A 24,817-nucleotide genomic window follows, 5' to 3' on the forward strand; every position below is an offset into this window, starting at 1 on the left:
TTGTCTGGTGACGTTCTTTCAATTTCTGTGTCGTCGTTTTACCTCCGAATCGCCCGGCCGTTGCCCTTACCGGCCACGAATCTTTCGAGGGAATCAGGACGTAAGGCGCCCTGGTTATAACGCAAGATCCGATTGGGTTACCGCCATGTCGGTCGAGAAACATTTCGGGATGAGACTGACACCCCATGAGCGCCGCCAGATAGAGCGACTGGCCAGGCTACGTGCGACCACCATGAAAGAGGCAGTACTTGAAGCCGTACAACGGCGCCTGGAAGAACTTGAAAAGGAAATGCAGCCGCCGGCCCCACAAGGTCGTCTGAAAGACGCCGTTCATCTTGTTGGCTGCTTTGAAGGGCCGGAAGACCTGTCCACCAATCCGGACTACCTGGAAGGATACGGCCGGTCATGAGCGTTTCCGCTTATCTGCTGGATACGGGACCGCTGGTGGCCTTGCTGAACCGGCGCGATCGGTATCATCACTGGGCGGTTCGAACGATCGATGCCCTGGAAGCACCTTTGCTCACATGCGAGTCCGTAGTGTCGGAGGCCTGGTTCCTGGTCCGGCGCGGAGGTGGTAATCCACTGCGCCTTCTGGAGTTGCTGCATGTGCTCGACGTAAACGTAATGCCCGCCTGGAGTCCACGTCTTGAGGCGATACTGCGTCGCTACGCCAACCGAATCAGTGTGGCGGATGCGTCGCTCCTGGCGCTTGCTGAAGCGGAGAAAGGTCGCATTGTGGTAACCACCGATCGCGACGACTTCACGGTCTATCGAATTCACCGGCGGCAGATGGTGCCCACGCTAATGCCGCCTGATTGAACGGTGGACAATCACTTCACCCGTGCGATTCCCCGGCTTCCCGTGTCCGCGCGTGCTGCGCCGGAGCGTCTCCTGATGGACGTTCATGGCCGTTGGAAGCCGGTGCATCGTGCCAGTTCCACTGACTCAGCATGGCCCGGTAGGCGTGGGCCGTCAGGTCGTGCTGGAGCGGCGTGATGGAGACGTAACCCTGCGCGACGGCCTCCAGGTCCGTATCGTCGCCGTCGTCCAGGTTCACGAAGCGTCCGGTGAGCCAGTAGTAGGGCTGGTTGTAGGGATCGCGTCGTTCGGCGAAGCTCTCCTCCCAGCGCGAGCGGGCCTGACGTGTGATGGCGATGCCTTTGATTTCTTCAAGCGGTAGATCCGGAATGTTCACGTTGAGCAGGATGCCGGGCGGCAGGCCGTGGGCCAGCACGGTACGGGCGATCCGTCGGGCGTAATGGGCGGCGGCGCTGTAGTCGCGCGCCTCCCAGTTGCAGAGCGAGAAGGCGATGGCGTCAATGCCCAGGATCGCGGCTTCGGTCGCCGCACTGACCGTGCCCGAGTAGATCACGTTGACGGCCGTGTTCGGTCCCCGATTGATGCCGCTGACCACCAGATCGGGGCGCCGCGGGAGGAGCTGGTTGACGGCCAGCTTGACACAGTCGGCCGGCGTGCCCGAGACCGCGTAGGCCGGCACTTCGCCCGAGGGTACCGCAAACGGCCACGGATAGGCCCGCACCGGATCGCGCACGGTGATGGCGTGCCCGACGGCGCTCTGTTCGGTAGCCGGCGCCACCACGTACACCTCACCCAGCGCGTCCATGGCCGCCGCCAGCGCGGCGATACCCGGCGCGTTGATGCCGTCGTCGTTGCAGACCAGAATCAGCGGTCGTCGACCGGATTCCTGCTTGCTCATGGTCAGTAGCTCTCTTCCGGCGAAGGAAATGCCCGCTGGCGTACATCCTGCACGTAGTGCTGCACGGCCTCGGTGATGGTTTCGGCCAGGCGGGCGTAGCGACGCACGAAGCGCGGATTGAAGTCGGTGGTCAGACCGAGCATGTCATGCAGCACGAGGATCTGTCCGTCGCAGTGCACGCCGGCCCCGATGCCGATCGTCGGAATGCGGAGCGAGGCGGTCACCTCACGGGCCAGCTCGGCCGGAATCTTTTCCAGCACGATGGCGAAGCAGCCGGCTTCTTCCAGCAGCTTCGCATCACGGCGCAATTGCTCGGCCTCCTCCGGCTCCTGCGCACGCACTTTGTAGGTGCCGAAGCGGTAGATGCTCTGCGGCGTCAGCCCCAGATGTCCCATGACCGGAATGCCGGCCGTCACGATGCGCTCTACCGCCTCCAGAATAGGCTTGCCACCCTCCAGCTTGACGGCATGCGCGCCGGCTTCTTTCATGACGCGGATGGCCGAGGCCAGCGCTTCGTTGGGATTGCCCTGGTAGGAACCAAAGGGCAGATCCACCACCACCAGCGCCCGACGCACGGCCCGCACCACACACTGCGCATGGTAGATCATCTGATCCAGTGTGATGGGCAGCGTCGTTTCGTGGCCGGCCATCACGTTCGAGGCCGAGTCGCCCACCAGAATCACATCGATGCCCGCCGCGTCCAGGATGCGGGCCAGCGTGTAGTCGTAGGCGGTCAGCGCCGCAATGGGTATGCGGGCGGCTTTCATCTCCTGAAGCGTCTGCGTGGTCACACGTCGGGCGTTGACCACCAGAGGCGAAACGGTCTGCGTGCTCATGCCATGGTCGGGTCTGGTGGGCGGAGTGCGCGCGTGCTAATCCAACGAAAAAGCGGGCGCCTGGCTCCGACGCCCGCCCTCTAAACAACCCGATGCCTGGCGTTCAGTTCTGCTGCTGCGTAGCCGTGGTATCTTCCGGCACCTGAATCCCCAGCCGCCGGGCCACCTCGCGCGTAATGTCCACCACACGTCCTTCCTTGACGTACAGCAGTGCCTGCGCCCGCAGCACGACGTCCAGGTTCTGCTCCTGCGCCACCTGATCGATCACCTGCTGCACGCGTTCCAGCAGCGGTTGCATCAGCTCGGCTTCACGCTGCGCCAGTTGCTGCTGACGACGCGCCGAAGCCTCCTGGATCTCCTGCTGGAGCTGCAGCAGCTCCTGCTCCCGCTCCTGACGCCGCTGTTCGGAAAGCAGCGCCTGCTGCCGCTGGTAGCGCTCCAGTTTCTGCTGATACTCGTTGAACATCTCCTGCAGCGCCTGCTGGCTTTCCTGCGCCTCCTTCTGGAGCTGCTGCTGAATGTCCCGATATTCCTTCATGTTGACGATGATCACATCGGGGTCGGTGTACCCGATGCGCAGCGGTTGTGCCGGACTGACTTCGGCCTTCAGCAGGCCCAGCATGAAAAGGGCACCGATCAGTGCTTTGATAGCAACACGACGATTGCGCATGGGAGCATTCCCTGTTGGTTGGTCTTCAGTTCTGCGACTCAAGATTTACGTTGAGCTCGGCGAGAACCCGATCGCTCAGGTCATGTTCCGGCGGGGCATACAGCAGCACAGGGGCTGCGGCTTTGTCGAAGACGTAGTCGTACCCTTCGTCACGGGCTACGGTCTCGATCGCCTCCAGCACCCGCTCCTGGATGGGACGCAACAGCGCCTCCTGCTGGCGAAACAGCTCCCCTTCCGGTCCGAAGTATTGTTGCCGCAGGCGGTCCAACTCCTCCTCAGCACGGGCAATTTCCTCACGGCGGCGCTGCCGCTCCTCTGGCGTGTAGAGCAGCTCGCGTGCCCGGTACTCCTCGAACATACGGTCGATCTCCTGGCGGCGCCGGTCCAGCTCGGCCTGCCAGTCACGCACCATCTGGTCCAGCTTCTGCTGAACCGCCTGGTACTCAGGCAACTTGCTCAGGATGTACTCGGTATCCACGTACCCGATGCGGTGCTGCGCCAAACCCACGCCGGTCAGGTACAGTGTCCCCAGCAGAAAAATGCCAACTTTGCGCGGCATACGTAAACGCTCCGGTTAGTTGTTGAAGCCCTGGCCCAGCGAAAACTGGAAGTACCAGCGCCGCGATCCGTCGTGGCTCTGCGTGGAGATGGGCTGGAATTCGTCGAAGTTGTAGCCGTAGACCAGCTCGACCATGCCCAGGATGGGCAGGAAGAGCCGCACGCCAAAGCCAGCCGAGCGGAAAAGCTGCGCCGGGTTGTAGGTGGCAAAGCGATCCCACGTGTTGGCCGCGTCCATGAACAGGTACGGTGCCGCCTGCAGCTGGGGCGTCTGCACGGCCAGCCAGCGTAGCTCCGAAGTGTACTTGTTCAGGATGCGCCCGCCGACCGGCTCGTTGTTCAGGCGCGGACCGAGTACACCCAGCGGATAGCCCCGCATGTAGACAATGTCCTTCCCGTAGTAGCCGAAGGCACCCTGCGTGTCGAAGGGCGAGCCGCCCACAATGAAGCGCTGGAAAGCCACCGGATCGCCGGTGATCGAGCCGATGTAGCCAAACTCGGTGCCGAAGCCCAGCGATACCTTCTTGAACAGCGGCACGTTCCAGCTCGTTTTCAGGCGCCACTTGTGGTACTGTACGAAGTTGCCGAAGGGCAGCGCCACATCGACCGACAGGCGCACCAGCGAGCCGGCCGTCGGAAACAGCGGGTTGTCCAGCGAATTGCGCGTCAGTCCCGCCCGCACGGTCACCTCCCGGCTCACCCCGCGGGGCAGCGTCGAGGTGAAGTTGTCGTTGTTAAAGTACTGAAAACCCAGTCCCAGCGAGCCCGTGAAGTAGTCGTCGGGCCATTTCAGCCGCCGTTCGTAGAAGACACGACTGGTAAAGGTGGTCAGGTTGCCGATGTTGGTGAAGTACGGATAGTCGCTGAAGCGCGTGTAGTCCAGCGAAAAGCCGACCGGGTTAGGGCGTCCCCGGAACCATGGCTCGGTAAACGAGATGCCGTAGCTCTGGTAGTAGGTGCCGTTTGTCTGCACGCTCAGCGAGAGCTGCTGCCCGTCGCCCGAGGGCAACGGTCGCCAGGCCTTTCCGTTGAACAGGTTCTGCGCCGAGAAATTGTTGAGCGTAAAGCGCAGCATGAGGATCAGGCCGAGCTGTCCCCACGTGCCCGAGAGCTCCAGCTGGTCGCTTCCGACCTCTTCCACTTTGTAGGTCAGATCGACCGTCTTTTTCTCCGGATTGATCTGCACCTCGGGGCCGCTCGCCAGCGCTTCCTGGTTGAAGTAGTTGAGCTGCGCCAGGCGTCGGATCGACTCCTGAATGGCATCGCGGCTGAACGTCTGCCCGGGAATCGTGTAGAGCTCACGTCGGATGACGTGTTCTTTGGTTTTCGTGTTACCGACGATGTTGATCGTGCCGAATTCAAAAACGTCGCCTTCGTACACGTCGAAGTGCAGGTCCAGCGAATCACCCCCCACCACGCGGATGGTCGGCTCCGCCCGGAAGAGCATGTAACCCCGGTTCATATAGAGGCTGGAGACGTCCGTGCTACGCTTGTTGCCGTAGAGGTTCTCTTCCAGTTTCTTCCGGTTGAACGGATCCCCTTTCTTGAAGCCCAGCGCCTCGGTCAGCGCCTCGTCCGAAAACACCGTATTGCCCTCCCACTCGATGCTCCGGATATAGTAGCGCGGGCCTTCGTGCACGGTGATCTTGACGATCAACTCCGGATCCTCTGTGTTCTCGGCCAGATAGACCGTGTCGTGTACGATCCGGGCATCGTAGAAGCCTTTTTCGTTGTAGTAGTCGATGATGGCCTGCAGGTCTTCTTCGAACTTCTCCGGGTCGAAGCGGGCCTTGCGCCAGAAGCGCCACCAGCTTTTCTGCTTGGTGTGCTTCATTTTGCCCCGGAGCTTGCCGTCGGAGATCTGCTCGTTGCCCTCGAAAATGATCTTGCCGATTTTGACTTGCTCGCCCCGGTCTACGTCGAAATGCAGGATGACCTCGCCGTTTTCGTTCTCCTCGCGACGCGTGGTGACCTTCGCCAGCAGGTAGCCTTTTTCCTTCAGGTAGTCCCGGATGATCTGCTCAGAGCGTTCGATGTCGGTCGGACGCACCCGGGCCCCGCGAAACAGCGGCAGCCGCTTGCGCAGCTCTTTCTGGTCGCCCTTTTTCAGGCCGGAGAAGGTGTAGTCGGCCAGCCGGGGCTCTTCCTGCACGCGGATGGTCAGGTAGACGGCATTGCCTTCCCGCCGCTGCTCCACGATCTGTACCTGCGAGAACAGACCCAGTCGGTAGACGCCCCGGATCGCCTCGGCCAGCGCCGGATCGCCCGGCAGCGTGAGTTCCTGGCCGATGCGCAGGCCGGCAGCCTGCCGCACGATGTCTTCAGTGCTTTCGCGACTGACGCCCTCGACTTCCAGTCCCTGCAGCACAACGCGGCTGACGCCGTTGGGCGAGGACGTCTGCGCACGTGCGACGCCCAGCGTCAGCAGCAATCCGCTACACAGCAGCGCAATGATCCGTTTCACCTGCGGCATGACGGCGTCTGCGAAAAGTGCCTGTCTCCTGTTTAACGTTTTATTCAGTACCATTCGTATCCGAGGTATAGATGCGGCCAAACCGTCGCTCGCGATTTTGAAAGCTGCGGATGGCCTCGTAGAGCTGGCGCCGCCGGAAAGCGGGCCAGTAGATGTCCGTGATGTAGAGTTCGGTGTAGGCGATCTGCCAGAGCAGGAAGTTGGATACGCGAAATTCGCCGCCTGTCCGGATCAGCAGGTCGGGATCGGGCAGTCCGGCACTGGGCAATGCGGCGGCGAACGTCGCCTCGTCGATGTCCTCAGGGCGGAGCGTGCCTTCCTGCACGCGGCGGGCAAGGGTGCGGACGGCCTGCAGGATTTCCCAGCGGCCGCTGTAGGAAAGCGCCAGCGTCAGCACCAGCCGGTCGTTGCGGGCCGTCTCCTGCATGGCCTGTTCCAGCTCGACCTGGCACACCGGCGGAAGCTGCGCCACATCACCCACCACGCGCAACTGCACGCCGTTTTCCAGCAGCGCCTTTTTCTCCCGGCGAATCGTTTTCACCAGGAGTTGCATGAGCGCGTTGACCTCGGAGGCCGGCCGTTGCCAGTTTTCCGTGCTGAAGGTGTAGAGCGTCAGATACGGAATCCCGAGCTGGGCACAGGCCTCCGTGATGTCGCGCACCGACTCGACGCCTTCATAGTGGCCGACCACGCGCCGCTTGCCCTGCTGCTGGGCCCAGCGACCGTTCCCGTCCATGATGATGGCGATATGGACGGGCAGGGGTCCTCGTTGCCGGAGCTCCTCCTGCAGCGCCCGGTCTTCCTCGGTCTGCACCTTCCCCGTGATGGTCACCGGGTCGGCCGTGTTCGTCGTACTGCGCACGTCTTTCTGGTCCGGTTTCTCCGGGTTAAACCCCTTACAGTCGCAATAGATCATTCAGGATCACAAATGCCATGAAGGCGATCAGCAGGATCATGCCCACCTGCTGCAGGGCCAGCCGCACCCGCACCGAGGGCTCCCGACGCGCAACTGCCTCGTAGAGCAGGAACAGCAGATGCCCGCCATCCAGCGCCGGCACCGGCAGGATGTTCACGATGGCAAGCGTGATCGACAGCACCGCCACGATATTCCAGAAGGCACGCGCGCCTGCCTCAGCCGCCTCCTTGGTGACCTTCGCAATCATGATCGGTCCGCCCACGTTCTCCCGGAAACTCTCCTGCCCGGTCACCATGCGGCGGAGGCTGGTCAGGATCACCCGCGTGTGCGTCCAGGTCTCCTCCACTCCGGCCAGCAGCGCCGACCCGATCCCGTACCGCACGCGCTGCACGCCGAAGTACTCCATGAGCAACTGCGGCGTGGGCGCGGCAATGCCCAGAAAGTAACGGTTGGCCTCGGGATCGTAGTATGGCTGAATTGTCGCTTCATAAACGACCCCGTCGGGACGACGCGCTACCAGAACGGCGTCTTCAGGCACGGCGGCGCTGGTGTCGGGCCGCAGCCAGCGCACACGCATGGGCCGGTCGCCCCGCTGCTGCACCACCTCGACCAGTTCGTTCCAGAAACCGATGGCGACCGAGTCGATCGCCAGGATGCGGTCGCCCGGCCGTAGCCCTGCCTTTGCAGCCGGCGAACCTTCCAGCACCCCGCCCACCAGCGGCGGATCGACCGAGATGCCCAGCATACCGCCCCGGCGACTGAGCTGCGTCATCAGGTCCGGCGGTCCAGTAAACGTCAGCGTATCGCCATTCCGCACGACGGTGATCGTGAACGGATCGGCCAGCAGCGCCTCCAGGTTGCGCAGGTCGCCGTAGCGCTTGAGTGGCCGTCCGTTCACCGCTACGATATGGTCGCCCGTGCGCAGCCCCATCTCGTAGGCCAGCGACCCTTCGGCCACATAAACGGCCTGCACGTTCTCGGCGGGGATGTACAGCTCACCGTAGGCCAGCTTCAGCCCGGCAAAAATGAGCGCGGCCAGCAAAATGTTGAAAAGCACGCCGCCCGAAATGACCAGCATCCGCTGCCAGAGGGGCTTGGCGCGAAACTCCCAGGGCTCGGGCGGCCGGTTGACGAACTCGGTATCCAGATTCTCGTCGATCAGCCCGGCAATCTTCACGTAGCCGCCCAGCGGTGTGGCCCCGATCACGTATTCCGTCTCGCCCCGACGCCAGCTGAAGATCTTCGGGGGGAAGCCAATGGAAAACTTCTCGACCCGCATGCCGAAGAGCCGGGCAAAGAGGAAGTGGCCCATCTCGTGCGTAAACACGAGAATCATGATGGCCAGGACCACCCAGAAGACGTAGGTCAGCAGGTTCAGCACGCTCTCCATGGATTTGCTGCAAGCGCCTCCAATTTCGGGATTGCCCGCCTTCAATGGGCGGCCACACCGGCGAGTTCCTGCACGTACCGCCGCGCCCTGCGGTCGGCTTCCTGCAGGTGTTCGTAGGAGGGCACCGGTTCGGGTTCGCTCAGGTGTTCCAGGGCCGCCTCAACCAGTCGCGCTATGTCGGTAAAGCGGATCTGTTCCTGTAGAAAGAGCTGGACGGCCTGCTCGTTGGCCGCGTTGAGCACGGCCGGCGCCGTACCGCCCCGACGCAGCGCCTCGTAGGCCAGCGGCAGGCAGGGAAAGCGTTCCGGGTCGGGCGCCTCGAAGTCGAGCCGGCCCAGCTGCACCCAGTCGATGCGCTCGTGCGGGGCCTCCCAGCGTTCGGGATAGCTCAGCGCGTACTGGATGGGCAGCCGCATGTCGGGCACGCCGAGCTGCGCCTTCGTCGAGCCGTCGACAAAGGTGACCATCGAATGAATGATCGACTGAGGATGCACGAGCACCTGGATGCGCTCGGCCGGTAGCTCGAAGAGCCAGTGCGCCTCGATGACCTCCAGCCCTTTGTTCATCATGGTGGCCGAATCGACCGTCACCTTGGCGCCCATCGACCAGTTCGGGTGGCAGAGCGCCTCGTCCGGTGTGATCCGGTCGAACGTCTCCAGCGGCCGCGTCCGAAACGGCCCGCCTGAGGCCGTCAGGATCAATGCTTCGACCGAAGCCGGTTCCTCCCCGACCAGACACTGAAAAATGGCCGAATGCTCGCTGTCGATCGGAATCAGCGTGCCCCCGTGCCGACGCAAGGCTTCGCGCACCAGCGCCCCACCGGCCACCAGCGTCTCCTTGTTGGCCAGCGCCACCTGCTTACCGGCTTCCAGCGCCGCCAGCACCGGACGCAGCCCGGCAAAACCGACAAGCGCCGCCACCACCACGTCCACGTCCGGCCGCTGCACGCAGGCGCAGAGTCCCTCCTCCCCCTGCAATACTTCGATCCCTGTGCCGGCCAGTGCCTCCCGGAGCTGCCGGTAGCCCTCCGGATCGTCGATCACCACACAGGCCGGACGAAATTCCTGGGCCTGCTGAAGCAGACGTGCCGCGTTGCGACGGGCCGTCAGGACCTGCACCGAGAGCCGATCCGGGAAAAGCCGCACGATGTCGAGCGTCTGCGTGCCGATTGAACCCGTCGCGCCCAGCACGGCCAGCCGACGGGGCGCAGCAACAGGCGACGACGCCGTCTCGGAGGTTTCCTGCACGGGCTGCATGGTTGTTGGAAACGAATCCGGGCGCTCTCTGTACGACGAAGGGTTGCGTTTTGCTTCCGGCCTAAAAACTTTCCGCCTGTATGCGCCGACGTCCTGCGCGCACGTTTTGTCTGGCCGCGTTGCTGCTGGCGCTGAGCACTCCGTCCCGTGCGCAGGCGCCCGACAGCCTGCTCATGGCACGCTACCGCACTGCCGAACAACTGCTCCGCAGCGGCCAGTACCAGCAGGCCCTCCCTTTGCTGGAGTCGCTCTACCGGGAGCGCTCCGATGTTTACGTTTTCTACGACCGGCTCAAGCAGGTCTACGAAAATCTCAAGCGCTACGACGATGCGTTGCGCCTGATCGAATCGCGGCTGGATGCGCGCGCGCCCAATCCGGCGCTGCTGGCCGAAAAGGGCCGGCTGCTCTACCTGAAAGGCGACGAAGCAGGTGCAGAAGCAGCCTGGGAAGCGGCCATCCAGGCGGCCCCGCAGCAGAGCGGCACCTACCGCGTGGTCTACCAGACGCTGCTCGAGCTGCGACGCTTCGACGAGGCCATTCGCGTACTGGAACGCGCCCGGCGCACGCTTTCCAACCCCTCGGTATTCCTGCTGGACCTGGCCTACCTCTACAGTCTCGATGGCCGCTACGAGGAGGCCATGGAGTCTTACCGGGAATTTCTGCAGCAGGACGCCCGCCGGCTGGGCTTCGTGCAGACGCGCCTGGAGCCGTTCATGGACGAAGCGGCCGCCCGCGAGGCCGGCATTGCCGTCTTCGAGCGGGCCGTCCGCCGCGAGCCGCTAAACCCGGCCTTTCGCCAGATGCTGGCCTGGCTCTACCTGCGCAACGGCGACTACGACCGGGCGCTGGACGTGTACCGGGCGCTGGATCGGCTGCAACAGGCGCAGGGCCAGCTTCTGCTGCAATTCGCCCTGCAGGCCCGTGACGCAGGCGCCCTCGACGCAGCCCGCACCGCGCTGGAGGACATCCTGCAACAATCCAGTACTTCCATACTTCCGGAGGCGCACTACGAGCTGGGCCGCCTCTACGAGCAGCAGGCGCACGATGGCGACACGACGGCCGCCCGCCTGGCCCGGCGCATGTACCGGGATTTCCTGGCCGCCTTCCCCGGCCATCCGCTCGTTCCGGACGCCCTCTACCGGCTGGCGCGACTGGAGCTGGACGTGCTGCATCATCCGCAGGCCGCCGACTCGCTCCTGGCGGTGCTGCTGGACCGCTACGCCGACCACGAAGTGGCCTGGCAGGCCCGCTTCGATCAGGGTCGGCTGGCGCTGCAGACCGGCGACCTGAGCGCCGCGCGCCTGGCCTTCCTGCGGCTGCTCGACGAGCGCCGCACCGGCCCGCTGGCCGAAGCCGCCCGCTACCAGCTCGCACTGCTCGACTTCTACGACGGCGCCTTCGAAGCGGCCCTTGCGCAGCTCGACATCCTCGTCGAAGATGCCGCCTCCGACGTGGCCAACGATGCGCTGGCGCTCCGGCTGCTCATCCAGGAAAACCGCGGCCCGGACTCGCTCGACACCCCGCTCCGGCGCTACGCACAGGCCCGACTCCTGATGGCCCAGAACCGACCCGAAGCAGCGCTCGATTCGCTGAACGTGCTGCAACAGGACGTGGGCATGCACCCGATCGCCGACGACGTGACGCTGCTGCGGGCCCGCCTGCTCCGCCGGCTGGGCCGCCCGACCGAAGCCCTCGCACTCCTGCTCGAGTTCCCCCTGCGTTACCCTCGAAGCCCGCTGCGCGATCAGAGCCTCTACGAGGCGGCCCGCATCCAGGAAGAGGACCTGCGCGACCATGCGGCCGCTATCGACACCTATACGCGCCTGCTGACGGAATTTCCTGGATCGCCCCTGATTCCCGAAGTACGTACGCGCATTCGCAACCTTCGTGGAGAAGACGCCTGAACGCCATGCGACGCTGGATGCTGCTGCTGGTCTGGTGGCTGGCCGCCCCTGCTGCGGCCCAGCAGATTCTCATTCCCATGGACGCCTACCAGACCGACCACCTGAAGGCCTACGGCGTGGCCTACTGGGCGCTGAGCCAGGGTGTTGACGTGGACTGGCTGCTTAACTACCGGGGCGGTGCCTTTCTACTGCAGGATTTTCCCGGCCTGCAGGCCGAACTGCGCATCCGCGGCGTGGCCTTCGAGGCGATCGACGACGCCACAGCCGCCCGCATCCTGGCCGAAGTCGAGGCCGAAGACCGCAACACGGCCGTCGTCCGCCTCGAAAAAGCCCCGCGCATCGCCGTTTATGCGCCCCCCTATGCCCAGCCCTGGGACGATGCCGTCATGCTGGCCCTCAATTACGCCGAGGTGCCCTACGATCGCATCTACGACGACGAAGTGCTGAGCGGCGAGCTGGAAAAATACGACTGGCTCCACCTGCACCACGAGGACTTCACCGGCCAGTTCGGCAAGTTCATTCAGTACCGGCACATGCCCTGGTACGTCGAGCAGCAGCGCCAGGACGAGGCCACCGCCCGCAAACACGGCTTCCGCAAGGTCAGCCAGCTCAAACTGGCCGTGGCCCAGGCCATCCGCGAGTACGTGCGGCGCGGCGGCTTTCTGTTTGCCATGTGCTCGGGCACCGACACGTTCGACATCGCGCTGGCCGCCCACAACACCGACATCGTGCCGGCCGAGTACGACGGCGATCCTGTCGACCCCGACGCGCTGCAGAAGCTCGACTACAGCCAGACACTTGCTTTCACGAACTTCACGCCCGTGTTCAACCCCTACGAGTACGAACACTCCGACATCGACGTGGGCCCGCCTCCGCCTCAGCTGCGCGACCCGGCGCTCGACTACTTCACGCTGCACGAGTTCAGCGCCAAGTGGGACCCCGTCCCCACCATGCTCACTCAGAACCACGTGGCCACGATCAAAGGCTTCATCGGTCAGACCACCGCGTTCCGGAAGTCGCTCATCAAGCCTGAAGTGGTCATCCTGGCCGAGGCGCCCGGTCGTGACGAGGTCAAGTACCTGTACGGTCCCTTCGGACAGGGCTTTTTCACCTTCTACGCGGGCCACGATCCGGAAGACTACCAGCACTTCGTGGGCGATCCGCCTACCGACCTGAGCCTGCACAAAAATTCCCCCGGCTACCGGCTCATTCTGAACAACATCCTGTTTCCGGCCGCCCGCAAGCAGAAACGAAAGACCTGATTTTTCCGCGCCTTTCAAACGTGCCCCCTTGTGTAACAGGCGCAGGAATGCAGAACTTTGCGCGTCCCGACCACGAACGCGGAGCAACGACCATGGAAGCGCGGCCCGTGCGCCTTTCGCGCTGTGTGATGACGGAGATCGTCATCCCGAACGACCTGAACGGCCTGGGCAACCTGCTCGGCGGACGCCTGCTGCACTGGATGGACCTGTGCGCGGCGATCTCGGCCCAGCGCCACACGAACCGCGTGTGCGTGACGGCCGCCGTCGACTTTGTGGAGTTTCGCTCGCCGATCCGTCAGGGCGAGATCGTCGTGCTCGAAAGCCAGGTCAACCGGGCCTTCCGGACGTCCATGGAAATCGAGGTGAACGTCTGGGCCGAAGATCCGCGCACGCAGTCGCGGCGCTTCTGCAACCGGGCTTTCTACACGTTTGTCGCCGTCGATGAAGAAGGACGACCGGTCCCCGTGCCGCCGGTCAAGCCCGAAACGCCCGAGGAGCAGGAGCGCTACGAGCAGGCGGCCCGGCGGCGGGAGCTGCGCCTGTTGCTCTCCGGCCGCCTGCCCGCCGAAAAAGCCCGGCGGCTACAGGCCTCGCTCGCCGAACTGGCCGCCTCCGCGTCCGAATCCCCGGAAACCAACTCCTGAACGCGCTATGCGTCTTTTAATTACCCTGCTGATCGGTACGCTGCCGCTGCTGGCACAGGCTCAGTCCTATTCGCATACGCCCCCGAGCCAGACCGGCCTCGGCGGCGTCATCGGCAACCCCAGCGGCCTGACGCTGAAGGTCTACGGCACCGACCGGTCCTCCTTCACCGCCTACGACTTTCTGCTGGCCTACGACCTGGACCGTTTCTTCTTTTTCAACCTGCACGGCCTTTACGAGCGGCCGCTGCCCGACTCGCCGCTGAACTACTTCCTGGGCCCCGGCGTGCTGCTGGGCGTGCGCGAGCGCCCGCGCGACGACAACGAGATGGTGCTGGGGCTGAGCGCCAACATCGGGATCAATTTCTTCGCGGAACGCTTTGAGGTATTTCTGCAACTGACGCCCCGCCTGCACCTGCTGCCCGGAACGGAAGGCGATCTGGGTGGCGGTATCGGCCTGCGTTACTATTTTGGCGGACGTTAGAACGAAAGCACGCGCCGCGGGTATTTCTGAGACCCGACGCACACCACCGTCATGCTTTACCAGCGCATCCTGATCACCGGTGCCAACGGCCTGCTGGGCCAGGAGCTGGTCGCCCAGCTCAGCCGGCACGCCGAGTACGACGTGCTGGCCACGGCCCGCGACCCGGAGCCCCGCTTTCGCGGCGGCTCGTGCGGGTACGTACCGCTCGACGTCACCGACGCCCGGGCCGTGCGCCGGATCTTCCAGGACTTCACGCCGACGGTGGTGATCAACTGCGCGGCCATGACGCAGGTGGACCGCTGCGAGATCGAAAAAGAGGCCTGCTGGCGCGTCAACGTCGAGGCCGTCGAGACGCTGGCCCGCCTGTGCCGTCAGTTCGGCGCGCGATTGATTCAGGTGTCGACCGATTTCGTTTTCGACGGCACGGCCGGTCCCTATCGGGAAACCGACCGCCCCAACCCGATCAACTTCTACGGCCGCTCGAAGCTGGCCAGCGAAAACGTGGTGCGCGAGGCCGGGATCGACCGCTGGGCCATCGCCCGCACCGTGCTCGTCTACGGCACGGGCGAACAGCTCAGCCGCTCGAACATCGCGCTCTGGGTGATCGAACAGCTCTCGCAGGGACGCCGCATCCGCGTCGTCACCGACCAGTGGCGCACGCCCACCTACGTGGCCGACCTGGCCGCCGGCATCGAGCGGATCGTCCGCTACAACAAGCACGGCATCTACCACATTTCGGGCCGGGAATTTCTCTCGGTCTACGACTTTGCCTGCCTGATCGCGGACGTGTTCGATCTGGACCGCTCGCTCATCGAACCGGTCGACAGCGCCACGCTCAACCAGGTGGCCCCGCGGCCGCCACGCACCGGCTTCATCATCCTGAAGGCCGAAACCGAACTGGGCTACCGCCCGCGCTCCATTCCCGAGGCGCTTCGCCATCTGGGCCAGCGCCTCGGCCTGCCGGTCTCGCTCCCCTGAAGTCGTCTGTCGTACCCGAAACCAACCATGCTGGATCTGCAACGCATTCGCCAGGAGCCCGATCGTGTCCGTGAAGCCATTCGCACGAAAGGCATCGGCGATCCGGAACTGGTCGATCGCGTGCTCGCCCTCGACGCCGAGCATCGCCGGACGCTGACCGAGCTGCAGGAGGCGCGGCACCGACAGAACACGCTTGCCCGCCAGATCGGCCAGCTCATGCGGGAAGGGCGTCGCGACGAAGCACAGGCCATTATCGAAGAAAATACCCGGCTCAAGGAGCACATCAAGACGCTGGAAGCCCGCGAGCGCGAGCTCGGCGAAGCGCTCGAAGCGTTGTTGCTGGAAATTCCCAACATCCCGCATCCCTCGGTGCCCATCGGACGCGGCCCCGAGGACAACGTGGTGCTGCACGAGGAGGGCTGCCCGCCCGCGTTCGACTTCGAGCCGCTCCCTCACTGGGAGCTGGCCACGCGCCACGGGCTGATCGACTTCGAGCGCGGCGCCAAGGTGACCGGAAGCGGCTTTCCGTTCTACGTGGGCAAAGGGGCCCGGCTGCAACGCGCACTCGTTCAGTTCTTCCTGGACCTGGCCGTCAACGAAGGGGGCTATGTGGAAATCCAGCCGCCGCTGTTCGTCAACGCCGACAGCGCCCGCGGCACCGGCCAGCTTCCGGACAAGGAAGATCTGATGTATGTGATCGAGCGGGACGGCCTCTACCCGATTCCCACGGCCGAAGTGCCCGTCACGAACTACTACCGCGACGAAATTCTGGAGGAAAGCCGGCTCCCGATCAAGTTCTGCGCCTACTCGCCCTGCTTCCGACGCGAGGCCGGTTCCTACGGCAAGGACGTACGCGGACTGAACCGCCTGCATCAGTTCGACAAAGTGGAGCTGGTGCAATTCGTCCATCCCGACACCAGCTACGACGCGCTGGAGCAGCTCCGCGAAGACGCCGAGCGTCCGCTTCGACTGCTGGGGCTGCCCTACCGCCGCGTGCTGATGTGCACGGCCGAGACGGGTTTCACGCAGGCGAAAAAGTACGACCTGGAGGTCTGGAGCCCGGGCCAGCAGCGCTGGCTGGAGGTATCGTCTATCTCCAACTTCGAGGACTTTCAGGCGCGGCGGGCGCGCATCCGCTTCCGTCCGGCCGACGGGGGAAAACCCCGCTTCGTGCACACGCTCAACGGAAGCGGCCTGGCCCTGCCCCGCGTGGTGGCCGCGCTGCTGGAGCACTACCAGCAGGCGGACGGCTCCATCGTGATTCCCGAAGTGCTCCGACCCTATACCGGCTTCGACCGGATCGGCTGAGCCGGAAGCGTTCGAAACCTAACCGGCGGCCCTTCGTTGCTGCTCCGGCGAAAGACCGGCCTTTCTCGCTATTCTATGAGCTGGCAATCCAGATTGATGGCATGGATCGGGCTGCTGATCGTCGTCGGTACAGCCCATGGCCAGTACATGCTGCCCGATACGATCCGGGCGCAGCAGCTGCTGGTGCGGAGCCTGACCTATCTGGAAGTCGGCCAGCCGGACGAGGCCATTCCGCTGCTGGAGGAAGCTCTGTCGCTTGTCCCTGAAGAGCCGGCGCTGCTGAGCGCGCTGGCGCAGGCCCATCGCCAGCAGCACGACCTGAACGCGGCCCGCTTCTACGCCGAAAAAGCCTGCCGACAGGCCCCGCAGGAGGTCAGCTACTGCCACGAATGGCTCGACGTGCTGGAAGCCTCCGGCGAAAGCTCGGCGCTGCAGGAAGCCGTTCGCTTCATTCGACAGCACCACCCTGATGATCCGGTCGTGCTTCGCTGGCAGGCCCGGTGGGCCCACCAGCACGGCGATCTTGTAACCGCACGTCAGCTCTACGAGCAGTTGCGCGACCGCTACGGCGCCGACACCAGCCTGCACCGGACGCTCTGGCCGCTGCAACTGGCCACCGGCGACACGCTGGCCGCGCTGCAGACGCTGGAAGCCCTGCTCCCCTTCGACGCAGACAACCCCGAGCTGTGGCGCACGGCAGGTTTTCTGTATTTCCGTCAGGGTTCACTGGAAAAGGCCCGCTGGGCACTGGAACGCGCGCTCCGCCTGGCGCCGGAAGACACGGCCGCCGCCCGCCTGCTGGCCCGACTGAAGCCGCACCCCACCACACCGGCAGCCCTGCTGGCCCGCGCCCGTCACCTGATCGAACAGCGGCCGGAAGACCCGCAGGCCCGCCAGGAGGCACGCGCCCTGCTGCAGGACCTGTTGCGTCGGGACTCGACGCACGTCGAGGCGTTGCGCCTGCTGGCTCGGCTCTACCGCGACGAACGCCCGGACTGGTCTGCCGAGCTGCTCACCCGGAGCCTGCAATACGATCCGCGCGACCTTTCGGTCTGGATCGATGCTGCCCACACCTGGCTGGCGGCCGGTATGCCCCGACGCAGCGCACAGGTGGCCGAAGAAGCCCTGTTTCTCTTTCCGGATCAGCCGCCGCTGTTGCGTCTGGCCGCTTACGCGTACCTGTCGCTCGGCAGACCGGATGCCGCGCTCCCCTACGTGGAAACGCTCCTGACGCTGCTGCCCGAGTGGCCCGAGCATACCCCGGAAGAAGCGGCCGAGCTTCACGCATTGCAGGGGCATCTACTGGCCCGCCTGGAGCGCTCCGAGGCTGCCCGCGAAGCCTGCCGACAGGCGCGACGCCTGGACGATCGCTCCGCGGCCGTACGCCTCCATTGCGCCGTGGTGGACTGGCTGGCGGGGGGACCGCAGGAGGCCACGCTGCAGGAAGCACAGGCCACTCTGCCCGATCCCCCCGAACCCTGGATGCCGGAAACGCTCGGCTGGCTGTATCTGCAGGCCGGACGGCCCGAGCTGGCCCGTGCGGTGCTGCAACAGGCCCTGCAAACCGGCCACGCCGGTCCGCTTACCTACGCCTATCTGGGCGAGGCCCTGGCCCGGCTGGGCCATCTGGACGAAGCCCGGCGCATCTGGCAGGAAGCCCTCCGGAAAGACCCGGACAACGCCTACCTTCATCACCTGCTGACCACCCACTGAGCGCACCATGCGCCCGGCTGCTCTCCTGACATTGCTGATTGGCCTTCTGTTTCTGCTGGGCGGATGTGCCCGTGGGCCGCGCCTCGCCGAGCGTCCCGAACTACCCGAACGCTTTCCCTACCACTCGGCCGAACAGATCCGCTACCGGCTCCGCCTCCCGCTCGACACGCTTCGCGCGTTCACCGGCCGGGCCAGCCTGCAGGTGCACACACCCGAAGGCACCGACAACCTTTCGGCCACCATCGCAGCCCGCCGGGACGACACGCTGCTCATCCGCCTGAGCCCCGGCTGGGGCATCGAAGCGGCCCGGCTGCTGATCACACCCGACAGTGTACTCCTGCACGACCGCATTCATCACCGACTCTACTTCGGTGCCCGTACCGAGCTGGCCGTGCGTCAGCTTCCGCTGCTCACCGAGAGCGATCCGTTCCTGAGCCTGCTGGGCGCGCTGTATCCACCGCCCGGACGCTGGCTCGTCACCGCCGACTCCGGCCATTACTACCTGCACGATCCCGACGGGCTTTTTCGTTATGTAGTGGATCCAGCACGATGGCGGGTGATGCGCTACGAACGCTACGATCCGAGCGGCACGCTTGTTGAGTCGTACCGGTTCGAGGCGTTCGACCGGTTCGGCCAGGTGTTTCTTCCCCGAAGACTGCTGCTCGAACGCCCCGCCGTCGGCGTGACAGTGCGCCTGTACTATCGGGAGCTGGCGCTCAACCCGCCCGCCCTGCAGTTTGCCTGGAATCCGGATGCGCGCACGCGCCGCATTCCGTTTCAAGCCATGATGGAGCGACCATGAGGCGTCTGCTGCTCTGCCTGCTGTTGACGACGAGCGCAGGGACGGCCCTGGCCCAGCAGGACCGTACCGAGATCGAACGCCGCCTGCAGGCGCTCCGCGAGCAGATCCGTCAGGAAGAAGCGCGTCTGGCCGAAACGGCCGAGGCCGAGCAGGCCACGCTGCAGACGCTCGAAAGCATCGAACGCCAGATCGCCATCCGTCGCGAACTGATCCGGAGCTACCGGGAACGTCTGGAAGAGCTGGCCCGCACGATCGACTCGCTGCAGCAGGCCGCCCGGGCGCTCAGCCAGGAGATCGAAGCGCTGAAAGCGCAGTATCGCCGCCGGGCGCTGCACGCCTACAAGTACGGTCGCATGCACGAACTGGCCCTGCTGCTCTCGGCGCAGTCCATCAACCAGATGCTCATTCGAGCCCGCTACCTGAGCCGCTTTGCGCGGCAACGACAGGCCAAGCTCGACGCCATCCAGCAGGCGACGGCCGCCCTGGAAGCCCGTCGCCAGGAGCTGCTGGCCGCCCGCCAGGAAACCGAGCAATTGCTGCAGGAGGCCGAGGCCGAGCGGCAACGCCTGGCGCGTCTGGAGCGTGAGCGCCGCCGCGTGATCGAAGCGCTCCGTGCCCAGCGCGTCTCGCTGGAGCAGTCGCTGGCCCAGAAACGACAGGCCGCCCGCGAGCTGGAGTCGCGCATCCAGGCGTTGCTCGCAGCCGAACGGGAGCGGCAACGCGCCCGCGAGGCGGCCGATCCGTCGGCCGCCGTGGCTTTTGCCGAGCTGACCGGTTCGTTCGAGCAGAACCGCGGCCGGCTGCCCTGGCCGGCCGAAGGCGCCGTCGTCGAACCCTTCGGCGAAGTGGTCAACCCCGTTTATGGCACGCGCACGCCCAATCCCGGCATCCTGATCGCCACCGCCCCCCAGGCCGAGGTGCGGGCCATCTTCGACGGCCGCGTGATCGCCATCGACGCCATGCCGGAGTACGGCACCTACATCCTCATCCAGCACGGCGAATACCAGACGTTCTACAGCAACCTGTCGCTCGTGTACGTGTCGGTCGGCCAGGAAGTGCGGGCCGGACAGGTTATCGGCCGGGCCGGCACCGACGCCGAACCCAAACGCGCCGGCGTGTTCTTCTCGCTTTTCCGGGGTGGCCAGGTGCTCAATCCTATGCCCTGGCTTCGCCCCCGCTGAGGCGTTCCGGCGATTTCACATAAGCTTGCCGGAGCATCCGGGCAATTACGCACGCCAGCGGTTATTTTTGAGAGGTTTCCGGCATTCACGCAAAAACCCGCTGCAGGTCAGCTATGGCTAATAACGCCCGTTACGACGTCGTGGTGATCGGGTCCGGTCCCGGCGGCTACGAGACCGCCATCCGGGCCTCCCAGCTCGGCTTCAAGACCGCTATCATCGAAAAGAACAAGCTCGGCGGCGTCTGCCTCAACATCGGCTGCATTCCCACCAAGGCGCTGCTGAAAAGCGCCGAAATGGTGGCCGAAGCGCGCAACCTGGAAGCCTACGGCCTGAAGCTCAAGGGCGAGGTGGAGCCCGACTTCGCCAAGGTGATCGAGCGCAGCCGCGCCGTCGCCGACAAAATGAGCAAGGGCGTGGCCTTCCTGATGAAGAAAAACAAGATCGACGTCATCTGGGGCCAGGCCCGCCTGGTGGGCAAGGGTAAGATCGACGTGCAGCCGTCGGTCAACATGGACGGCGAAAAGATCGGCGAGCCGCGTACGGTCGAGGCCACGCACATCATCCTGGCCACCGGAGCCCGCGCCCGTCAGATTCCGGCGCTGCCCGTCGACGGCAAAAAGATCATCACCTACAAGGAAGCCATGCTCCAGAAGGAGCAGCCCAAACGGCTGGTGATCGTCGGGGCCGGCGCCATCGGGGTCGAGTTCGCGTACTTCTACCACCATATGGGCACCGAGGTCACGCTCATCGAACTGATGGACCGCATCGTGCCCGTCGAGGACGCCGAGATCTCGAAGGAGCTGGAACGGGCCTACCGGAAGATGGGCATCAAGGTGATGACCGGGGCCCAGGTGGAGTCGGTCGACACGAAGGGCAAGGAGCTGAAAGTCAAGGTCAAAACGAAAAACGGCGAGGAAATCATCAAGGCCGATCAGGTGCTCTCGGCCGTCGGCGTGGTGGGCAACATCGAAGACCTGGGCCTGGAGGACCTGGGCGTCGAGACGAAGCCCGGCCAGATCGTCGTGGACCAGTTCTATCGGACGAACGTCGAGGGCATCTACGCGATCGGCGACGTGGCCGGACCGCCCTGGCTTGCCCACAAGGCCAGCCACGAAGGCATTCTGTGCGTGGAGAAGATCGCGGGCAAAGAAGTGCAGCCGCTCAACTACAACAACATCCCGGGCTGCACCTACTGCCAGCCGCAGATCGCCTCGGTGGGCTATACCGAGGAGAAGGCCCGCGAGGCCGGCTACGACATCAAGGTGGGTAAATTCCCCTTCACGGCCTCCGGCAAGGCCACGGCCCTGGGCCACACGGAAGGCTTCGTGAAGGTGATCTTCGACGCGAAGTACGGCGAGTTCCTCGGCTGCCACATCATCGGCCACGACGCCACCGAACTGATCGCCGAGGCCGTCACGGCGCGGACGCTGGAGACCACCTACCACGAAATCATCGAATCCATCCATCCGCACCCGACGCTCTCGGAAGCGATCATGGAGGCTGCCCGCGCCGCCATCGGCGAGCCGATTAACATCTGAAGCGATCCATCGCAAGCATGCAGAGCCCCGGCGCTCAGATGCCGGGGCTTTTTCTTTGTATATTTTTGATGAAGCGAACCCATTAACCAGCCCGATCACGCCATGCGTCGCCTTGCGCTGCTGCTTCTGCTGCTCGGAGCGGGTTGCCGGCCGCAACCGGAAGCGCCGTCGCCGGCCATGCTGACCACGTTGCCCCCGCCGGGCTATGAGGTGCTCGACCTGAGCTACGCCTACGACGACTCGACGATCTACTGGCCCACGGCCGAAGGCTTTCAGCTCCGCATCGACCACCGGGGCTACACGGAAGCCGGCTACTACTACGAAGCGAACACCTTCTGCACGGCCGAGCACGGTGGCACGCACATCGACGCGCCCGTGCACTTTGCCGAGGGCAAGTGGAGTGTGGACGAGATCCCACTCACGCAGCTCATGGGGCCAGCCGTGGTGATCGACGTGTCGGAAAAAGCGCTGGCCGATCGGGACTACCAGATTCAGGTGGCCGACTTCGAGGCCTGGGAGGCCGTGCACGGACCGATTCCCGAAGGCGCCATCGTGCTGCTCCGCACCGGCTACGGCCGGTTCTGGCCCGATCGCGCGCGCTACATGGGCACCGATGCGCGTGGACCGGAGGCCGTCGCGCAGCTGCACTTCCCCGGCCTGCACCCCGACGCCGCCCGCTGGCTGCTCGAAAACCGCCGGCCTAAAGCCGTAGGCATCGACACGCCCAGCATCGATTACGGCCAGTCCACGCGCTTTGAGACACACCAGATACTCTTTGCCGAGAACGTCCCGGCCTTCGAGAACGTGGCGCACCTGGACCGCCTGCCGCCGCGCGGGGCCCTGCTGATCGCCCTTCCGATGAAAATCCGCCGCGGCAGCGGTGGTCCGCTGCGTATTCTGGCGCTGGTGCCCTCGGAGGCGTCTTAACCGATGCGTGCATACCTCCTTCTCAGCAGACGACGGTGCTCTACGCAACGGGCAGCTTTACGACCTGACAGGCGGAGGCCCCGCCTCTGTACGTAAAACACACGGGGCCGCCGACCTGTGCCGACGGCCCCGCATGGAGGCATCCCCCGAAAAACCGCTACGCTTCGGAGCGGGCGGCTGACGATTCAGCGGGGGCCCCATCGCCGCCCGCCGTCACGTAGCGATCGCCAGGGAATTGCTTGATGTGCTCTTTCTGCACGGGCTTGCCCGTCCCCTTCGCGACGGGCGAAGCCTCGTGGATATAGTAATCGCGGTTAGGCAGCGTGTCGACGTACCGCAACGTAGCCTGTGCGGCCCGACGCATGCTCTCGTCGGCGTTGCGCCGCAGCAGACCCAGGTTCTGCTGGATGCGGATTTCCAGCAGGTCGAACAGGTGCTCGAAGGCGGCCCGGTCCTTTTCGAAGGCCACACCGGAGGCGCCTTTGCGGAGCTGGCGGTCCATGTCCGACAGCGCCGCGCTCAGCGCGAACAGGTACATGGCGTTGTCGGCCAGGCGTGCCTGCTGCGCCTGCCGGGTCACGATGGCATCGCCCTCCCACTTGCTCAACAGCTTAAAGTAGTGCGAGTGCTGCTGCACCAGGCGGGCCAGACGGTCGGCCCAGGGGCGAAGGCTCGGGTGCACGCGGCGGATGCGGGGCGCTTCGGGCCGGATGCCGAGAAACAGCTCGGCCGCCAGCGGCAGTGCCCGCTTCAGCAGACGCGGGTTGAACGCATTACTGACAATGCGCTGCAGGTTCTCCACAGGCGACTGGTCGCGATCCCAGCCCAGCGCCTGCTTGATGGCCAGCATCTGCTCGGCAAGCTGCTTACCGCCATAGGCGAAGATGTAGGACTGCATCACCTCGTTCGCCCCCTCCACAATGCGATGAATGCGGTGGTCGCGCCAGACCCGCTCCAGTTCGTTTTCGGTCATGTAGCCCTCGCCGCCCATGATCTGCATCGCCTCGTCGATCACCTCCCAGCCCATCTGCGAGCAGAAGACCTTGGCAGCGGCCGTCTCGATCATAATGTCTTTATCCTGACGGTCGAGCATGCCCGTGACCATGTAGAGCATGGCCCGCATGCCGTAGGTCAGGGCCGCCATCTTGGCGATCTTCTGCTGAATGGCCTCGAAGTCGGCAAGCGGACGGCCGAACTGGTAGCGGGTCTGCGCCCACTTCGTGCTCTGTTCCATGGCCCAGGTGGCCCCGCCCAGCACACCGGCCGAGAGCGTACAACGCCCGTAGTTGAGACAGCTCAACGCCACGTTCAGGCCTTTGCCCTCTTTGTAGAGCAGGTTCTCGCGCGGGACCTTCACGTTCGTGAAGCGGATGCGCGCCTGCCAGGTACCCCGGATGCCGGCCTTGCTGCGGTTCTTCTCGAACACGTCCACGCCCTCCATGTCGGGCGTGACGATCAGTGCCGTCACCCGGTCTTCTTCCTTGCCGGTCTTCGGGTTCTTCAGGCGCTGCTTGGCCATCACGGTCAGCACTCCGGCGAGCGCGCCCGAGGTGGACCACTTCTTCTCACCGTTCAGGATGTAATACTGGCCGTCCTCGCTCAGCTCGCAGCGGGTCTGCTGGCCGGCCGCGTCCGAGCCCACGTTCGGTTCCGAAAGGCAGAAGGCGGCCAGTTTCTCCCGGGCGACGATCGGCAGATATTTCCGCTTCTGCTCCTCGGTCCCGAACAGCATGATGGCCTTACACCCGATCGACTGGTGGGCCGAGACGACCACGGCCGTCGAGGCGCAGTAGCGACCGATCAGCTCCAGCACGCGGTTGTAGCTGGTCACGCCCAGCCCCAGACCGCCGTACTCCTCGGGGATGGTCAGGCCCATCACACCCATTTCGAAGAGGCGCTCCAGCACCCAGTCCGGGATGTACTGCTCCTGATCGATCAGAATGGAGGGATGTTCGTTTTTGAGGTAGGCTTCCAGCTCGGCCAGCAGGGCGTCACATTTTTCCCGCTCCTCTTTCGACTCCTCGGGATACGGGAAGACCAGATCTTCCCGAAAACGTCCCCAGAACAGGTTTTTCATGAAGCCCATTTCTTCGGGCTCCGGGCCCAGCATGGCCTCGATTTCTTCGATCATCCGGCGGTCCTGCGCCGAGATGCCTTTCAGACGACTCAGTAACGACATGGCTGCTGCAGGTTTGATTTTCCAGTAGAAAGCGCTTCCGGCGTTAACAAGCAAAAAAGGCGCCTGTTACGGACGCTTAAAGCC

Annotated in this window: 22 protein-coding genes; 13 read left to right on the plus strand and 9 right to left on the minus strand. The window is 64.6% G+C overall.

From position 1 onward, the window contains the following. Nucleotides 1-145 precede the first annotated feature (145 nt). Both GYH26_RS10675 and GYH26_RS10680 read left to right on the plus strand, forming a co-directional pair. The gene (locus GYH26_RS10675; protein WP_012844447.1) at nt 146-409 is read left to right on the plus strand and encodes a hypothetical protein; all 264 of its coding nucleotides are present in this window, start codon (nt 146-148) and stop codon (nt 407-409) included. Then, nucleotides 406-819: a type II toxin-antitoxin system VapC family toxin gene (locus GYH26_RS10680; RefSeq protein WP_161541635.1), complete on the plus strand. Its 414-nt coding sequence runs from the start codon at nt 406-408 to the stop codon at nt 817-819. Before GYH26_RS10675 ends, GYH26_RS10680 begins: the two co-directional genes overlap by 4 nt. Nucleotides 820-835: 16 nt before the next feature. Here GYH26_RS10680 and surE read toward each other — a convergent pair whose 3' ends face one another. From surE to GYH26_RS10720, 8 genes are all read right to left on the minus strand, one after another. After that, entirely contained in the window at nt 836-1,717 is an 882-nt protein-coding gene (gene surE / locus GYH26_RS10685) for a 5'/3'-nucleotidase SurE (RefSeq protein ID WP_161541636.1), read from the minus strand. 2 nt (nt 1,718-1,719) lie between these two features. Beyond that, nucleotides 1,720-2,553, minus strand: coding sequence for a 3-methyl-2-oxobutanoate hydroxymethyltransferase (gene panB, locus GYH26_RS10690; RefSeq protein ID WP_161541637.1), 834 nt, complete (start codon nt 2,551-2,553; stop codon nt 1,720-1,722). A 103-nt stretch (nt 2,554-2,656) separates the two neighbouring features. Continuing rightward, on the minus strand, nt 2,657-3,223 hold the full coding sequence (locus tag GYH26_RS10695) for an OmpH family outer membrane protein (RefSeq protein WP_161541638.1): 567 nt from the start codon (nt 3,221-3,223) through the stop codon (nt 2,657-2,659). A gap of 25 nt (nt 3,224-3,248) precedes the next feature. Then, complete coding sequence (locus GYH26_RS10700) at nt 3,249-3,782, minus strand: OmpH family outer membrane protein (RefSeq protein ID WP_161541639.1); 534 nt, start codon at nt 3,780-3,782, stop codon at nt 3,249-3,251. 15 nt (nt 3,783-3,797) lie between these two features. Then, entirely contained in the window at nt 3,798-6,254 is a 2,457-nt protein-coding gene (gene bamA / locus GYH26_RS10705; RefSeq protein ID WP_242006390.1) for an outer membrane protein assembly factor BamA, read from the minus strand. Between the two features lie 40 nt (nt 6,255-6,294). Then, nucleotides 6,295-7,116, minus strand: coding sequence for an isoprenyl transferase (locus tag GYH26_RS10710; RefSeq protein WP_161541641.1), 822 nt, complete (start codon nt 7,114-7,116; stop codon nt 6,295-6,297). A gap of 34 nt (nt 7,117-7,150) precedes the next feature. Then, complete coding sequence (rseP, locus tag GYH26_RS10715) at nt 7,151-8,560, minus strand: RIP metalloprotease RseP (RefSeq protein WP_161541642.1); 1,410 nt, start codon at nt 8,558-8,560, stop codon at nt 7,151-7,153. A 41-nt stretch (nt 8,561-8,601) separates the two neighbouring features. Further along, nucleotides 8,602-9,816 (minus strand): 1-deoxy-D-xylulose-5-phosphate reductoisomerase, encoded by a 1,215-nt coding sequence (locus GYH26_RS10720; protein ID WP_161541643.1) that lies wholly within the window; start codon nt 9,814-9,816, stop codon nt 8,602-8,604. Between the two features lie 80 nt (nt 9,817-9,896). Here GYH26_RS10720 and GYH26_RS10725 point away from each other — a divergent pair, with 80 nt between their 5' ends. The 11 genes from GYH26_RS10725 to GYH26_RS10775 all read left to right on the plus strand — a co-directional run bounded on the left by GYH26_RS10725 (nt 9,897) and on the right by GYH26_RS10775 (nt 22,554). Next, nucleotides 9,897-11,720, plus strand: coding sequence for a tetratricopeptide repeat protein (locus GYH26_RS10725; RefSeq protein ID WP_161541644.1), 1,824 nt, complete (start codon nt 9,897-9,899; stop codon nt 11,718-11,720). 5 nt (nt 11,721-11,725) lie between these two features. Next, entirely contained in the window at nt 11,726-12,982 is a 1,257-nt protein-coding gene (locus tag GYH26_RS10730) for a hypothetical protein (RefSeq protein ID WP_012844458.1), read from the plus strand. A gap of 92 nt (nt 12,983-13,074) precedes the next feature. Further along, entirely contained in the window at nt 13,075-13,626 is a 552-nt protein-coding gene (locus GYH26_RS10735) for an acyl-CoA thioesterase (protein WP_041806668.1), read from the plus strand. 7 nt (nt 13,627-13,633) lie between these two features. After that, on the plus strand, nt 13,634-14,107 hold the full coding sequence (locus GYH26_RS10740) for a hypothetical protein (protein WP_012844460.1): 474 nt from the start codon (nt 13,634-13,636) through the stop codon (nt 14,105-14,107). A 51-nt stretch (nt 14,108-14,158) separates the two neighbouring features. Next, nucleotides 14,159-15,085, plus strand: a complete 927-nt coding sequence (gene rfbD, locus GYH26_RS10745) for a dTDP-4-dehydrorhamnose reductase (protein ID WP_161541645.1) — start codon at nt 14,159-14,161, stop codon at nt 15,083-15,085. Nucleotides 15,086-15,112: 27 nt separating this feature from the next. After that, nucleotides 15,113-16,393: a serine--tRNA ligase gene (gene serS / locus GYH26_RS10750; RefSeq protein ID WP_161541646.1), complete on the plus strand. Its 1,281-nt coding sequence runs from the start codon at nt 15,113-15,115 to the stop codon at nt 16,391-16,393. A 75-nt stretch (nt 16,394-16,468) separates the two neighbouring features. Continuing rightward, nucleotides 16,469-18,106, plus strand: coding sequence for a tetratricopeptide repeat protein (locus GYH26_RS10755; RefSeq protein ID WP_242006392.1), 1,638 nt, complete (start codon nt 16,469-16,471; stop codon nt 18,104-18,106). A 7-nt stretch (nt 18,107-18,113) separates the two neighbouring features. Beyond that, nucleotides 18,114-18,908, plus strand: coding sequence for a DUF4292 domain-containing protein (locus GYH26_RS10760; protein WP_161541648.1), 795 nt, complete (start codon nt 18,114-18,116; stop codon nt 18,906-18,908). Beyond that, a complete protein-coding gene (locus GYH26_RS10765) occupies nt 18,905-20,089 on the plus strand; it encodes a murein hydrolase activator EnvC family protein (protein ID WP_161541649.1) in 1,185 nt (394 codons plus the stop codon). The genes GYH26_RS10760 and GYH26_RS10765 overlap by 4 nt, the downstream gene beginning before the upstream one ends. 113 nt (nt 20,090-20,202) lie before the next feature. Beyond that, nucleotides 20,203-21,627 (plus strand): dihydrolipoyl dehydrogenase, encoded by a 1,425-nt coding sequence (gene lpdA / locus GYH26_RS10770; RefSeq protein WP_161541650.1) that lies wholly within the window; start codon nt 20,203-20,205, stop codon nt 21,625-21,627. Between the two features lie 102 nt (nt 21,628-21,729). After that, a complete protein-coding gene (locus tag GYH26_RS10775; RefSeq protein WP_161541651.1) occupies nt 21,730-22,554 on the plus strand; it encodes a cyclase family protein in 825 nt (274 codons plus the stop codon). Nucleotides 22,555-22,711: 157 nt separating this feature from the next. Here GYH26_RS10775 and GYH26_RS10780 read toward each other — a convergent pair whose 3' ends face one another. Next, nucleotides 22,712-24,733: an acyl-CoA dehydrogenase family protein gene (locus tag GYH26_RS10780; RefSeq protein ID WP_161541652.1), complete on the minus strand. Its 2,022-nt coding sequence runs from the start codon at nt 24,731-24,733 to the stop codon at nt 22,712-22,714. Nucleotides 24,734-24,817: the final 84 nt, after the last annotated feature.

It is taken from the genome of Rhodothermus marinus, from assembly GCF_009936275.1.
Lineage (GTDB): Bacteria > Bacteroidota > Rhodothermia > Rhodothermales > Rhodothermaceae > Rhodothermus > Rhodothermus marinus_A.

Coding starts and splice junctions, on each gene's coding strand:
- GYH26_RS10675 (WP_012844447.1), top strand. CDS start 146: ATGTCGGTCGAGAAACATTTCGGGATGAGACTGACACCCCATGAGCGC.
- GYH26_RS10680 (WP_161541635.1), top strand. CDS start 406: ATGAGCGTTTCCGCTTATCTGCTGGATACGGGACCGCTGGTGGCCTTG.
- surE (WP_161541636.1), bottom strand. CDS start 1,717: ATGAGCAAGCAGGAATCCGGTCGACGACCGCTGATTCTGGTCTGCAAC.
- panB (WP_161541637.1), bottom strand. CDS start 2,553: ATGAGCACGCAGACCGTTTCGCCTCTGGTGGTCAACGCCCGACGTGTG.
- GYH26_RS10695 (WP_161541638.1), bottom strand. CDS start 3,223: ATGCGCAATCGTCGTGTTGCTATCAAAGCACTGATCGGTGCCCTTTTC.
- GYH26_RS10700 (WP_161541639.1), bottom strand. CDS start 3,782: ATGCCGCGCAAAGTTGGCATTTTTCTGCTGGGGACACTGTACCTGACC.
- bamA (WP_242006390.1), bottom strand. CDS start 6,254: ATGCCGCAGGTGAAACGGATCATTGCGCTGCTGTGTAGCGGATTGCTG.
- rseP (WP_161541642.1), bottom strand. CDS start 8,560: ATGGAGAGCGTGCTGAACCTGCTGACCTACGTCTTCTGGGTGGTCCTG.
- GYH26_RS10720 (WP_161541643.1), bottom strand. CDS start 9,816: ATGCAGCCCGTGCAGGAAACCTCCGAGACGGCGTCGTCGCCTGTTGCT.
- GYH26_RS10725 (WP_161541644.1), top strand. CDS start 9,897: ATGCGCCGACGTCCTGCGCGCACGTTTTGTCTGGCCGCGTTGCTGCTG.
- GYH26_RS10730 (WP_012844458.1), top strand. CDS start 11,726: ATGCGACGCTGGATGCTGCTGCTGGTCTGGTGGCTGGCCGCCCCTGCT.
- GYH26_RS10735 (WP_041806668.1), top strand. CDS start 13,075: ATGGAAGCGCGGCCCGTGCGCCTTTCGCGCTGTGTGATGACGGAGATC.
- GYH26_RS10740 (WP_012844460.1), top strand. CDS start 13,634: ATGCGTCTTTTAATTACCCTGCTGATCGGTACGCTGCCGCTGCTGGCA.
- rfbD (WP_161541645.1), top strand. CDS start 14,159: ATGCTTTACCAGCGCATCCTGATCACCGGTGCCAACGGCCTGCTGGGC.
- serS (WP_161541646.1), top strand. CDS start 15,113: ATGCTGGATCTGCAACGCATTCGCCAGGAGCCCGATCGTGTCCGTGAA.
- GYH26_RS10755 (WP_242006392.1), top strand. CDS start 16,469: ATGAGCTGGCAATCCAGATTGATGGCATGGATCGGGCTGCTGATCGTC.
- GYH26_RS10760 (WP_161541648.1), top strand. CDS start 18,114: ATGCGCCCGGCTGCTCTCCTGACATTGCTGATTGGCCTTCTGTTTCTG.
- GYH26_RS10765 (WP_161541649.1), top strand. CDS start 18,905: ATGAGGCGTCTGCTGCTCTGCCTGCTGTTGACGACGAGCGCAGGGACG.
- lpdA (WP_161541650.1), top strand. CDS start 20,203: ATGGCTAATAACGCCCGTTACGACGTCGTGGTGATCGGGTCCGGTCCC.
- GYH26_RS10775 (WP_161541651.1), top strand. CDS start 21,730: ATGCGTCGCCTTGCGCTGCTGCTTCTGCTGCTCGGAGCGGGTTGCCGG.
- GYH26_RS10780 (WP_161541652.1), bottom strand. CDS start 24,733: ATGTCGTTACTGAGTCGTCTGAAAGGCATCTCGGCGCAGGACCGCCGG.